General features: G+C 58.2%; 11 protein-coding genes. All 11 read left to right on the top strand.

Going from position 1 to position 13,523, the window contains the following annotated elements; all coding sequences use genetic code 11:
• The first annotated feature begins 9 nt into the window (after positions 1-9).
• The 11 genes from uvrA to JYE50_RS11495 all read left to right on the top strand — a co-directional run bounded on the left by uvrA (position 10) and on the right by JYE50_RS11495 (position 13,520).
• Complete coding sequence (gene uvrA / locus JYE50_RS11545) at positions 10-2,832, top strand: excinuclease ABC subunit UvrA (protein ID WP_084097374.1); 2,823 nt, start codon at positions 10-12, stop codon at positions 2,830-2,832.
• 133 nt (positions 2,833-2,965) lie between these two features.
• Positions 2,966-4,237, top strand: coding sequence for an adenylosuccinate synthase (locus tag JYE50_RS11540; RefSeq protein ID WP_084097372.1), 1,272 nt, complete (start codon positions 2,966-2,968; stop codon positions 4,235-4,237).
• A 65-nt stretch (positions 4,238-4,302) separates the two neighbouring features.
• The gene (locus JYE50_RS11535; protein ID WP_084097370.1) at positions 4,303-5,967 is read left to right on the top strand and encodes a diphosphate--fructose-6-phosphate 1-phosphotransferase; all 1,665 of its coding nucleotides are present in this window, start codon (positions 4,303-4,305) and stop codon (positions 5,965-5,967) included.
• Between the two features lie 162 nt (positions 5,968-6,129).
• Positions 6,130-6,876, top strand: coding sequence for a YebC/PmpR family DNA-binding transcriptional regulator (locus JYE50_RS11530; RefSeq protein ID WP_084097367.1), 747 nt, complete (start codon positions 6,130-6,132; stop codon positions 6,874-6,876).
• 188 nt (positions 6,877-7,064) lie between these two features.
• Complete coding sequence (locus JYE50_RS11525; RefSeq protein ID WP_084097364.1) at positions 7,065-8,402, top strand: thymidine phosphorylase; 1,338 nt, start codon at positions 7,065-7,067, stop codon at positions 8,400-8,402.
• On the top strand, positions 8,399-9,100 hold the full coding sequence (locus JYE50_RS11520; protein WP_084097362.1) for an AzlC family ABC transporter permease: 702 nt from the start codon (positions 8,399-8,401) through the stop codon (positions 9,098-9,100). Before JYE50_RS11525 ends, JYE50_RS11520 begins: the two co-directional genes overlap by 4 nt.
• On the top strand, positions 9,097-9,414 hold the full coding sequence (locus JYE50_RS11515; RefSeq protein WP_084097360.1) for an AzlD domain-containing protein: 318 nt from the start codon (positions 9,097-9,099) through the stop codon (positions 9,412-9,414). Before JYE50_RS11520 ends, JYE50_RS11515 begins: the two co-directional genes overlap by 4 nt.
• Positions 9,415-9,431: 17 nt before the next feature.
• Complete coding sequence (locus JYE50_RS11510) at positions 9,432-10,595, top strand: serine hydrolase domain-containing protein (protein WP_084097359.1); 1,164 nt, start codon at positions 9,432-9,434, stop codon at positions 10,593-10,595.
• 161 nt (positions 10,596-10,756) lie between these two features.
• On the top strand, positions 10,757-11,362 hold the full coding sequence (locus JYE50_RS11505; protein ID WP_084097357.1) for an ECF transporter S component: 606 nt from the start codon (positions 10,757-10,759) through the stop codon (positions 11,360-11,362).
• Positions 11,363-11,390: 28 nt separating this feature from the next.
• The gene (locus tag JYE50_RS11500; RefSeq protein WP_304588085.1) at positions 11,391-12,164 is read left to right on the top strand and encodes a type III pantothenate kinase; all 774 of its coding nucleotides are present in this window, start codon (positions 11,391-11,393) and stop codon (positions 12,162-12,164) included.
• 93 nt (positions 12,165-12,257) lie between these two features.
• Positions 12,258-13,520 carry a homoserine dehydrogenase gene (locus JYE50_RS11495; RefSeq protein ID WP_084097353.1) on the top strand — a complete coding sequence of 421 codons (1,263 nt, stop codon included), beginning with the start codon at positions 12,258-12,260 and terminating at the stop codon, positions 13,518-13,520.
• The last annotated feature ends 3 nt before the right edge of the window (positions 13,521-13,523 follow it).

Genomic DNA, 13,523 nt, shown 5'->3' with positions numbered 1-13,523 from the left:
AGGGAAACCATGAATGAATTTCTGACAATCAGGGGCGCACGTGAGCACAACCTGAAGAACATTTCTCTCCGGATACCGCGGGACAAGCTGACGGTTATTACGGGACTGAGCGGCAGCGGAAAAAGCTCCCTGGCCTTCGACACAATCTACGCGGAAGGTCAGCGCCGCTATGTGGAAAGCCTGACCAGCTATGCCCGCCAGTTCCTGGGACAGATGGACAAGCCGGATGTGGATGCCATTGAAGGGCTGAGTCCGGCTATTTCCATTGACCAGAAGACAACGGGACGGAATCCCCGCTCCACCGTGGGTACGGTGACGGAGATCCATGACTACCTGCGCCTGCTCTGGGCGCGCGTCGGTGTTCCCCACTGTCCGGTCTGCGGCCGGGAGATCCGGAAACAGTCTGTGGACGAGATCGTGGACGCGGTATGCGCTGTGCCGGAGGGGACCAGGATGCAGATCCTGAGCCCGCTGGTGAGGGGACGCAAGGGGGAACACAGGGATCTGCTTTCCTCCGCCCGGAAGAGCGGCTATGTCCGGGTGCGTATTGACGGGGAAATGTATGACCTGGAGGACACTCCGGAACTGGATAAAAAGAAAAAACATACCATTGAGATCGTGGTGGACCGCCTGATCCGCAGGGATACGGATGAGTTCCGCCACCGTCTGGCAGAAGATGTGGAGACCGCTTCCGTCCGCGGAGCGGGACTGGTCATCGTGGACTGCCTGGAACTGGGCGAAACCCTTTACAGCATGAACTATGCCTGCCCGGACTGCGGCGTTTCCATTGAGGAACTGGAGCCGCGGATGTTCTCCTTCAACAGTCCCTACGGGGCATGCCCGGCCTGCAGCGGCCTGGGAATCCGGATGAAGATCAGCCGGGAAGCAATCTTCCCGGACGAGCGGGTAACCCTGCGGGAAGGCGCCATGAACCTGATGGGGTTCAACGCCTCGGAGGACGGCGGCATCGCGGCGCAGTACTTCGGGGCTATGGGAAAGAAATACGGCTTTTCGCTGGATACGCCCCTGGAGGATATCAGCGGGGCCGGCATGGATGCCCTGCTGTACGGCACCGGGGATGAACAGATCAGCATCACCTATGAAGGCGCCCGGGGGCAGCGGGAATACACCACCAGCTTTGAAGGAATCATCCCAACGCTGGAACGGCGGTACCGGGAGACCACCTCGGACGCCATGAAACAGGCTTATGAGGAATACATGGCGGAGGAAACCTGCCCGGAATGCGGCGGGCAGCGCCTGAAGGCGGAAGCCCGGGCCGTGACGGTGGGCGGAAAGAGCCTGCCGGAGGTCAGCGATATGAGCATCCGGCAGGCACGGGATTTCTTCGCTTCCCTGGAACTGGACGGGAACAGCCGGATTATTGCCGCGCAGATCCTGAAGGAAATAGATGCCCGACTGGGCTTCCTGTGCGATGTGGGCCTGGATTACCTGACCCTCAGCCGGGGCGCGGGCACCCTGTCCGGAGGCGAGGCGCAGCGTATCCGCCTGGCCACGCAGATCGGCAGCGCTTTGATGGGTGTCATGTACATCCTGGATGAGCCCAGCATCGGCCTGCACCAGCGGGATAACGCGAAGCTGATCGCGACGCTCCGCAGGATGCGGGACCTGGGTAATACCGTGATCGTGGTTGAACATGACGAGGAAACCATGCTTGCCGCGGACTGGATTGTGGATGTGGGCCCCGGCGCGGGACTGCACGGCGGCTATATCGTGGCGGAGGGGACGGCGGATGATATCCGCGCGTGCCCGGAAAGCCTCACCGGCCAGTATCTCAGCGGCAAAAAGGTGATCCCTGTGCCGAAAACCCGCCGGAAACCGACCGGCTGGCTGACGGTCAGGGGTGCCGCGGAGCATAACCTGAAGCATATAGACGTGCGGATCCCGCTGGGAGTACTGACCTGCGTAACCGGTGTCAGCGGCAGCGGAAAGAGCAGCCTTGTCAACGAGATTGTTTATAAAAACCTTGCCCGGAAACTGAACCGTGCCAAGACCCGCCCGGGTTGTTTTGACAGCATGGAAGGCCTGGAGCAGCTGGACAAGATCATCATGATCGACCAGAGCCCCATCGGACGGACACCCCGGAGCAATCCGGCAACCTATACCGGTCTGTTTGACCTGATCCGGAAACTGTTTGCGCTCAGCCCGGAAGCCAAGGCCAGGGGTTACAAGGAAAACCGTTTCTCCTTCAACGTCAAGGGCGGCCGCTGCGAGGCCTGCCAGGGGGACGGTATGAAGCGGATCGAGATGCATTTCCTGCCGGACCTTTATGTACCCTGTGACGTCTGCCACGGCCACCGGTATAACCGGGAAACCCTGGAAGTCACCTGGCAGGGGAAGAACATCAGCGAAGTGCTGGATATGACGGTGGAGGAAGCCCTGGGCTTCTTTGAGAACCATCCCCAGATCATGCGGAAGCTGGAAACCCTGTATGATGTCGGCCTGGGCTATATGAAACTGGGCCAGGCATCCACCACCCTGTCCGGCGGCGAGGCCCAGCGTGTAAAGCTGGCCACGGAACTCAGCCGCAGGGCGACCGGGAAAACCATTTACCTGTTGGATGAGCCGACCACCGGCCTGCACATGGCGGACGTGGACCGGCTGATCCTGGTGCTCCAGCGGCTGACGGACGCGGGCAACTCGGTTCTGGTGATCGAGCATAACCTGGACGTGATCAAGGTCTCGGACCATATCATCGACCTGGGTCCGGAAGGCGGTTCCGGCGGCGGTACGGTGGTGGCGGAAGGCACCCCTGAACAGGTGGCTGCCGTGAAGGGATCCTATACCGGTGAATACCTGAAAAAAGTACTTTGAGGATACAGGGCGGAAACGCTGTATGCATTGACAAGTACGGCCTGGACGAATACAATGATCATGCGCGAACAGGCGCTTTTTTGAGGCTGTAACCGGAACAGAACATGAGGAAAATCCGGGAGGAGATGAAACAATGGCTTGTACCGCACTCGTAGGCATCAACTGGGGTGACGAAGGAAAAGGCAGAATGGTTGACCTGCTGGCGGAAGCCTTCGACATCGTCGTCAGATTTCAGGGCGGCGCCAACGCGGGACATAAGATCATCAATAAATTCGGCAAATTCGACCTGCACCTGCTGCCTTCCGGCGTGTGCCGTCCCGGGGTGGTCAACATCCTGGGAAACGGAGTTGCGCTGGATCCTGAAACGCTGGTGAAGGAAATTGAAGACCAGAAGGGGATCGAGATCACTCCCGAAAACCTGATGATCAGTGAGCGGGCATCCCTGCTGCTGCCCTGGCATCGTGAAGTGGACATGCTGGAGGAAGCCCGCCAGAAGGAAAAGCAGTTCGGTTCCACCAAACAGGGGATCGCGCCTTTCTATTCCGACAAGAACCAGAAACGGACCATCCTGGCCGGGGAACTGTTCTATCCGGATCGGCTGAAGCGCCATGTGAAAGAGCTGTGCGCCTGGAAGAACCTGACCCTGGAAAAGATATACGGTGCGAAGCCCGTCAGCGAAAAGGAACTGAACGCCTGGCTGAACGACTACTGCGAGCAGATCAAACCGTATATCAAGAACACCAGGGATTACCTGATACAGGCGGAGAGCGACCACAAGCGCATCCTGTTTGAGGCGCAGCTTGGGGCCCTGCGGGACCTGGATTACGGGATCTATCCCTACACCACTTCTGTCAGCACCCTGGCGTCCTATGCCCCCATCGGGGCGGGCATGCCCGGCGTGGAGATCGACCGGGTGATCGGTGTCATCAAAGCCTATTCGACCTGCCTGGGGGACGGTCCCTTTGTCTGTGAGTATACCGGCAAAAAGGGTGACGAGTTCCGCAAGATGTGCGGCGAGGATGAACCCGAAGGCGGACGCACCGTCCGGATCGGGCCGATCGACCTGGTGGCAAGCAAATACGGAACCGAGGTCCAGGCTGCCACGGAGCTGGCGCTGACCAAGCTGGACATGCTCAGCGACCTGGATGAGATTCCGCTGTGCGTTGGCTACAAGCTGGATGGCAAGGTGATCACGGATATGCCCTTCGCTTCCGCGCTGGATGAATGCGAACCGGTATATGAGACCATGAAGGGCTGGAAGTGCAGCATTTCCGGTGTCCGCAACTGGTGGGACCTGCCGGAGGAAGCAAAGGCCTATGTCAACCGTATTGAACATGTCGTGGGATGCGTGATCCGGTGGATCTCTGTTGGCCCGGAACGCCACAGCATCATCCGCCGCGGATAAAACAGATGGTTCATCCATAACAATGGATATCATACAAAAAACATTAATCTTTTAGGAGGCACAAGATGAATCTCTCACCACTTCAGAAAGCAAGATATGAATACAGCCCCAAGCTTCCGGGAATGCTGCGCGGCGGTATCTCTGAGATTTCCGTCAAGGTCGGAGCGCCTACGGAAAGCGTTGCGGACCAGGCCAAAATCAAGGCCCTTTTCCCCAACACCTACGGTAAGGAAGAGATCACCTTCGTGAAGGGCAGCAACACCTCTGCCGCCAAAAAGCAGGTTGTGGGTGTTATCCTTTCCGGCGGACAGGCGCCCGGCGGACACAACGTCATCTGCGGCCTGTATGACGCGATCAAGGCCACCGATAAGAACAACGTTCTCCTGGGCTTTAAGGGCGGACCTTCCGGACTGATCGATGATGACTGCATCGAGTTCACCGACGAGTACATCAACGCCTACCGGAACACCGGCGGTTTCGATATCATCGGTTCCGGCCGTACCAAGCTTGAGACTGAAGAACAGTTCAAGATTGTTACTGAAGTGGCAAAGAAGCATGGCCTGACCGCTATCGTGATCATCGGCGGCGATGACTCCAACACCAACGCTGCTGTGCTGGCGGAATACATGGCTGCCCACAACACCGGCGTGCAGGTCATCGGCTGCCCCAAGACTATCGACGGCGACCTGAAGAATGAGGACATCGAGGCCTCCTTCGGTTTCGACACCGCCACCAAGACCTATTCCGAACTGATCGGCAACATCGAGCGTGATGCCAACTCCGCCAAGAAGTACTGGCATTTCATCAAGGTGATGGGCCGTTCCGCTTCCCACGTCGCCCTCGAGTGCGCCCTGGAAACCCAGCCCAACATCTGCCTCATCGGTGAGGAAGTGGCCGCGAAGAAGATGTCCCTGGCCGCTATCGCGAACTACATTGCCGATTCCGTCGAAAAGCGCGGCAACAACGGCGAAAACTTCGGCGTTGCGATCATCCCCGAAGGTATCGTGGAATTCGTTCCCGAGTTCTCCAAGCTGATCGCTGAGATCAATGAACTGCTTGCCGGCAAGAAGACCGAAGAGTTCAACGCTCTTCCGGACTGGGCTGCCAAGTATGAGTTCATTAAGAAGGGCCTCTCCGGCGAATCCTTCGCGGTGTTCGAGATCCTGCCCCAGTTTGTGCAGCAGCAGCTGTTCCTGGAACGCGATCCCCACGGCAACGTGCAGGTTTCCCTGATCGAGTCCGAAAAGCTGTTCTCCGAAATGGTGAAGAACGAGCTGGCGAAGAGAAAGGCTGCCGGCACCTACAAGGGCAAGTTCGGCGCGCAGCATCACTTCTTCGGTTACGAAGGAAGATGCGCTTTCCCGTCCAATTTCGACGCGGACTACTGCTACTCCCTCGGCTACAATGCCTTCATGCTGATCCAGTATGGCTACACCGGATACCTGTCCAAGGTTTCCAATATCTCCAAGCCTGCTGAAGAGTGGGTTGCCGGCGGTATGCCCATCACCAAGATGATGAACATGGAAAGAAGAAACGGCGAGGACAAGCCCGTTATCCGCAAGGCCCTGGTTGAGCTGGACGGAGCTCCCTTCAAGTTCTTCGCGGCGCACAGGGAAGAGTGGGCAGTGAAGACTTCCTTCACCTACCCCGGCGCGATCCAGTACTTCGGACCTGCTGAAGTCTGCGATCTGACCACCCGGACGCTTGCCCTGGAGAAGGGCCAGGCCTGAGCCTGACCTGTCAGGAAAAAAGAGTTTTATACAGCCTCCCGCACTGCGGGAGGCTGTTTTTCATGCCCGGAAGGCTTGTTTTTCTTGACGTAACAACAACACCGGTGCTATAATGCTATGTATTTTTGACCGATATGAGGTACGATTTCTGGGAGGGATACGATGTCCGGGCATTCCAAGTGGCACAATATTCAGGCTAAGAAGGGCAAGGCAGACGCGCAGCGCGGAGCGATTTTCACAAAGATCGGCCGCGAGATCGCCATCGCGGTTCGTGAAGGCGGCGCCAATCCTGAGTCCAATGGCAAGCTGCGCGATATTATCGCCAAAGCTAAAGCCAACAATATGCCGAATGACAATATTCAGCGTTCCATCAAAAAGGCGAGCGGTGAACTGAGCAACGTGGTCTACGAAGAGATCACCTACGAAGGTTACGCTCCCGGCGGCGTTGCGGTGATCGTGGACTGCATTTCCGATAACCGTAACCGTACTGCCAGCGATGTGCGTCACTGCTTCGCCAAGTACGGCGGAAACCTGGGCACCACCGGTTCCGTGGGTTTCATGTTTGATGAGCGCGGCGTGCTTGTGGTGGAACGGGAACCCGGCAGCGACGAGGACGAGATGATGATGATCGCCCTGGATGCCGGCGCCGAAGACGTGAAGGTGGATGACGATGTATTCGAGATCGTGACCGCCCCCAGTGAATTCAGCACCGTTCGTGAGAACCTGGAAAAGCAGGGAATCACCTTCCTGTCCGCTGAAGTGGCCAAGATTCCGCAGAACACCGTGGCTGTCAGCGATCCGGACACCATCCAGAAGATCCAGAAGATGCTGGACCTGCTGGAGGAGAACGATGACGTGCAGAACGTGTATCACAACGCGGACCTGCCGGAGGAAGACGAGGACGAATAAGCATTCGTCAATTCAGAATTCAGAATTCAGAATGAATTGCTCAACATGACAATGTACCCGATCATCTGATATCGGAACGTTGGAATGGTTATGAGTATATATACAGCCCGAGAGTGGGCATGAAGGCCGATATCCGGGCAACGGATATCGGCTTGTTCTTTCTATCGGAAACGAAGGGGGATTTTCGCATGACAATGGTGGAAATCATCGAAAAGAAAAAATTCGGCCGGGAGCTGACAAAAGAGGAGATCACTTTCTTTGCGCAGGCGGCCGCAGATCATTCTGTACCGGATTACCAGCTTTCCGCTTTGCTGATGGCGATCCGTCTGAACGGCATGACGGATCAGGAAACGACGGACCTGACCCTGGCAATGCGGGATTCCGGAGATATTGCCGATCTTTCCGGCATTCCCGGCATCAAAGTGGATAAGCATTCCACCGGCGGCGTGGGAGATACGACCACGCTGGTTCTGGCACCCCTGGTGGCGGCCTGCGGAGCCCCTGTGGCCAAGATGAGCGGCCGGGGCCTGGGCCATACCGGCGGCACCCTGGACAAACTGGAATCCATTCCCGGACTGAGTGTCGGGCTGCCTGTGGAGGATTTTATCCGCCAGGTAAAGGAGATCGGTGTGGCCGTGGTAGGCCAGACAGGCCATCTCGCGCCGGCGGACAAGACGCTTTACAGCCTGCGGGATGTGACTTCCACCGTGGATTCCCTGCCCCTGATCGTTTCATCCATTCTCAGCAAAAAGCTGGCAGCGGGTTCGGATGCCATCGTGCTGGACGTGAAGACTGGTTCCGGCGCGATCATGCATACCCTGGAGGACAGCCTTGCCCTGGCGCAGAACATGGTGCGGGTGGGTGAACTGGCCGGGAAACCGATCGTGGCCCTGGTCAGCGGCATGGACCAGCCGCTGGGAACCCATGTGGGCAATGCCCTGGAAGTGAAGGAAGCCATTGATATCCTGGCCGGCCGTGCCGGCGGGGACCTGCTGGAGGTTTCCCTGACCCTGGGAGGCTATATGCTGCACCTTGCAGGAAAGGCGGAAACGCCGGAAGCGGGCCAGGCGATGATGAAACAGGCGATCGACTCCGGGACCGGTCTGGAAAAGCTGAAGCAGATGATCGCGGCCCAGGGTGGCGACCCGTCTGTCTGTGATGATGTGACCCGCCTGCCCCAGGCGAAGGTGATCCGTCCTGTAACCTGCGGCGTGTCCGGCTGGGTGACAAAGATGGATACCATGGCGCTGGGCCTGGCTGCCCAGGCAATGGGTGCCGGACGGCTGACGGCGGATGATAAACTGGATTATTCTGTGGGCTTTGTGCTGCAGGTTCGTATCGGTGACCGGGTGGAAGCCGATACGCCGCTGTGCGTGCTGCATGCCAAAAGCGAGGAGGACGCGGACCGGGCGGAAGCTGCCGTCCGTGCCGCCATCACGTTCGGACAGGAACCCTGCGGGCGGGTGCCCAATTTCTTCGCGGTGGTGACAAAGGATGGCATCCGCAGGCTGGAGGCGGATGAATGAACAAGGTTTTCCGGCAGGGGATCCGTCACGGGATCCCGATCGCCCTTGGCTACCTGAGTGTGTCCTTTGCCTTTGGCATGAAGGCGGTGGGAGACGGACTGACCGTGCTGCAGGCCGTGCTGATCTCCATGACCAATGTGACCAGCGCGGGCCAGATCGCGGCGGTGCCGCTGATGGTGAGCGGTGCTTCCCTGGCTGAAATGGCACTGACCCAGCTGACGATTAACCTGCGCTACGCGCTGATGAGCCTGTCCCTCAGCCGAAAACTGGATGGATCCATGGGAACGCTGCAGCGCGTGATCTTTTCCTTTGCGAATACCGATGAAATTTTTGCCGTTGCTTCCTCCCAGCCCGGAAAGGTCGGCAAGTATTATCTTTACGGCCTGATGCTGACACCCTGGATCGGCTGGTCCCTGGGAACTTTCCTCGGAGCGGCGGCGGGAACGCTGCTTCCGGCCTTTGTCCGTACGGCGCTGGGGATCGCGATCTACGGCATGTTCCTGGCCATCATCCTGCCGCCGGCGCGCAAGAGCCGTCCGGTACGCTTTGTGGTGCTGGTCGCGGTGGCGCTGAGCCTCTGTTTCCACTACATTCCGGGACTGAACACCGTTTCTTCCGGATTTGTGATCATTATCTGCGGCGTGCTTGCCGCTGCGCTGGGAGCCTGGCGCTACCCGGCGGAGGAGGATGCCGCATGAACTGGAGTGTATTTCTGCCTTACCTGGCCGTTACGGCCGGTGTGACTTACCTGATCCGCATGCTGCCGCTGACGGTATTCCGCCGGGAGATCAAAAGCCGGTTTGTCCGGTCTTTCCTGGCGTATATCCCTTACGCGGTGCTGGGAGCCATGACATTCCCCGATGTGTTTTATTCCACGGGGGATATGCGCACAGCTATCTTCGGCGTCGCGGTAGCGGTGCTGCTTGCCTGGCGGGGACGGAGCCTGCTGACGGTGGCTGTTGCCGCCTGCTGCGCGGTGGCGCTGGCCCAGGGATTCCTGCTTCTGGTATAACCAGGGGGTACAGAACAATGAGCTTACAGGACAAACTGTCCGCCTGCCTGCGGCAGGCGGTGGAAAACCATGAAGCAGCCGGTGTGAGCCTGCTGATCCTGAAGGACGGAGAAGAGCTCTGCCATGTCCGGGAAGGCTTCGCGGATACCGCGTCCGGCAAACCGCTGCGGCGGGATTCTATTTTCCGCCTGTACAGCCAGAGCAAGCCGGTCACCGCGGCCGCCGCGATGATCCTGGCGGACCGAGGTGTCATTGACCTGATGGCTCCGGTGGACCAGTACCTGCCCGGGTTCGCGAATCCCCGGGTGATCGAAGCGGACGGAACGATCCGTCCCGCACTTCGCGCACCGTGGATCATCGATCTGCTGGGAATGACTTCCGGCCTGTGTTATCCGGACCTGGATCCGGCAGGACAGTGCGCGGACCGTGTTTTCCGGGAAGATCACGAGCAGATTCTGGCCGGCGGAGGAATGAGCACCCTGGAGTTCTGCAACAGGCTGGGAGAACTGCCGCTGGCGTTTGATCCCGGGGCTCACTGGCGTTACGGAACCAGTGCGGATATTCTTGGCGCAGTGATCGAGGCGGCCTCCGGAAAACGTTTTGGGGAATTCCTGCGGGAAGAGATCTTTGAACCACTGGGCATGAAGGATACGGCATTCTGGGTGCCGGAAGAAAAGCGGGACCGGCTGGTGACCTGTTACCGGCGCGTACCCGGCGGGCTGGAGGAATTCAACAGTCTCCACCTGGCTGTGGGACGGTATGATGTGGAACCGGCTTTTGAATCCGGCGGCGCCGGTCTGGTCTCCACGCTGGATGATTACGCGGCTTTTGCCCGGATGCTGATGAACGGCGGAACGGCGGAGGGCCGGCGGATCCTTTCGGAAGCGGCGGTGCGGTTTATGACAGCTCCGCAGCTGAATGAAAACCAGCAGAAAGACATGTGGGAAAACCTCAGCGGATACAATTACAGCTGCCTGATGCGGGTGTGCGACCATCCGGGCCGGGCGGTGCTGTTTACCGAAAAGAATGAATATGGCTGGGACGGCTGGCTGGGCACTTATTTCGCCAACCTGCCGGACCGGGGAATCACCTTCCTGCTGGCGCAGAACGTTACGGATACGGGAACGGCGCCGGTGACCCGGAAGTGCCGGAATATTCTGGCTGCCTGTATGGACTGCTGATGTATTGGCAGTCCTTCTTTTCTTTACAATCCGGTAAAAAATTGTATAATGAATCCATCCGCATATGTTGAGCGCCGGGAGCATATGCACCGGACGCAGAAAAACGCGGAAATACATTTTGACGACGGGTATCCTGAGCGAACCCGAACGGAGGTATTCTTATGACAAACACAACAAGACGCACAAAGATCGCGCGGATGACGCTGCTGGCCATGCTGGTAGCGGTTTTGATCGTTCTGGCTTATGTGAACATTCCCATGCCCATGGGCCTTTCGATCACCTTCAACATGATTCCGGTGGCGATTGCGGTTATGGCGATGGGCTTGCCCGGCGGTGTGATCATCGGCGGGGCTTTCGGCCTGATCAGTTTCCTGCAGTGCTTTGGCATCTGCGGCTCCAGCGCACTGGGCGCGGCACTGGTTAACGTGAGCCCGTTCCTGATGTTCGTACAGCGTTTTGTTTCCCGGGTGCTGGTGGGCGTGCTGGCCGCGGTGGTTTACCGTGCCATGTGCAAAACAAAGGCCCCGCTGTATATCCGCGGTGTGGTTACGGGTTTTTCCGCTGCTTTCTTTAACACCCTGTTCTTTATGAGCCTGCTGGTTCTGTTCTTCGGCAGCACGGAGAAACTGGCCGGCCCCATTGCGGAAAAGGGTGTCCTGATGTATATCATTACTTCTGTGGGTATCAACGCCGTGGTGGAAATGGTTGTCGCGGCTGTTGTGACCGGCGCTGCGGGAGTCGCGCTGAAAAAGGCCCGGATGATCTGACCGTGAACTTTTAAAGGAGAAAACCATCATGATTCTGACCATGGACATCGGGAACACCAATATCAAGACCGCTCTGTTCGACGGGAAAGAAATGTATAAATACTGGCGTATGTCCACCAATATCACATCCACTTCGGATGAGTACGGTGTACGCCTGATGTCCATGTTTGCCCATGAGGGCGTTTCGCCGGAAGTGGTGGAAGGCATAGTGGTTTCCAGCGTTGTTCCGACGATTAACTATACGATCGAGTACATGCTGCAGAACTACATCGGCAAGGCTCCGCTGTTTGTGGCTCCCGGGGTCAAAACGGGTATCAATATCAAATATGAAAACCCCCGGGAGCTCGGCAGCGACCGGATTGCCAATGCGGTTGCGGCTTATGAGGAATACGGAGGACCGTGCATCTTCATCGACTTCGGTACTGCCACCACCTTTGGCGTGGTGGACCAGGAAGGTTCTTTCCTGGGCGGCACGATCTGCCCCGGTATCAAGCTGAGCAGTGAGGTCCTGGTGACGGGCACGGCAAAGCTGCCGCGGTTCGAGCTGAACAAGCCGGACAACGTCATCGGCCGGTCCACCCTGACCAATCTGCAGAGCGGTATGTACTATGGTTATGTAGGCCTGGTACGCAACATCGTGCGTAAGATCCGGCAGGAGCTGGGCGAGGAAGCGCTGGTGGTTGCCACAGGCGGCATGGCGCTGATGATCGCCGATGAGAGCAAGGTCATCGACAAGCTCGACGGCCTGCTGACCCTGAAGGGCCTGCGGATCATCTATGAACGGAATCATATGGATGCGTGAAACGCTGAAGGCCTTCGGTAAGAAGGCCGGGCGAAACGAGCGGTCGCCACGGTGTGGAGCCGCGAAGAATGAGATTGCGGAGGAAACGGGACAATGAAAGAGGTAGTGCTGGGACTGCTGGGATTGGGAAACATCGGCGGAGGCGTCTGGGATCTGATCCGGGAATTCGGCGGTGAAGTCGGAAAGCGCACGGGCGTGAAGCTCCGTGTGAAGAAGGCTCTCGTGCTGGACAAGAAGATCCATGGCGGCAAGGAAGTGCCGGATGAGGTACTGACTACAGATAAGAACGATATCCTGGAAGATCCGGAGATCAATATCGTCTGCGAATTCCTGGGCGGCGAACAGCCTGCCGCGTCCATGATGCTGCGCGCGCTGGAGAACGGCAAGTCCGTTGTCACCGCGAACAAGATGGCGCTTTCCCTTCATTTTGACGAACTGCGGGAGATGGCAAAGAAGACCGGCGCGGGCCTGTACTACGAAGCCAGCGTCGGCGGCGCGATCCCGATTATCAACGCGATCCAGACCCCTCTGATCGCCAATCATATTGAGCAGATCATGGGTATTGTCAACGGCACGACCAACTACATCCTCACCCGGATGGCGGCGGAAGGCGCCGAATATGAAGCGGTACTGAAGGACGCCCAGCGCCTGGGTCTTGCGGAACCCAATCCCACGGCGGACGTGGAAGGCTTTGACGCGGCCTACAAGCTGAGCATCCTGGGCTCCCTGGCATTCCACAGCCGGGTGCTTGTGGAAGACGTGTACCGCGAGGGTATTACCAAGGTTAATTCCGAAGACATCGCTTTCGGACGGGAAATGGGCTATGTGCTGAAGCTCCTGGCCATCGGCAAGGACAATGGCGATTCCATTGAAGCCCGTGTGCATCCGGCTTTCCTGCCGGCGGATCATCCGCTGGCCCGTGTGGACGGTTCCCTGAACGCGGTTTATCTCTATGGCCATTCCTTTAAGGACATGATGCTGGAAGGCCGCGGCGCCGGAGATGCTCCGACCGCCAGCGCGATTGTCGGCGACATTGTCCAGGCGGCACAGAACGCGGTGCATCCCATGCCCGTGATGCGGAAGGATCCGCTGCCTGTGGCGGATGACTGGTACAGCAAGTACTTTATCCGCATGAAGGCCAAGGATGCCCCCGGCGTGCTGGCGGAAGTGGCGGGTCTGCTGGCCAAGGAAGAGATTTCCGTTTCCGCCATGACGCAGAAGGACGCCGGTCCGGACGGAAAAGCGACCCTGATCATCATCACGCACATGGCGCCTGAAAAGGCTGTGCAGCGCGTGGTGAAGGCGCTGAATCCCGAAATCTGCAAAGTGGAGAATGTTATCCGGGTAGAAGGATAATTG

Source organism: Aristaeella lactis (genome assembly GCF_018118585.1).
Classification (GTDB): Bacteria; Bacillota; Clostridia; order Christensenellales; family Aristaeellaceae; genus Aristaeella; species Aristaeella lactis.
Note: the sequence above shows the minus strand (reverse complement) of the source record. Positions and strands in the feature narration are given on the sequence as shown.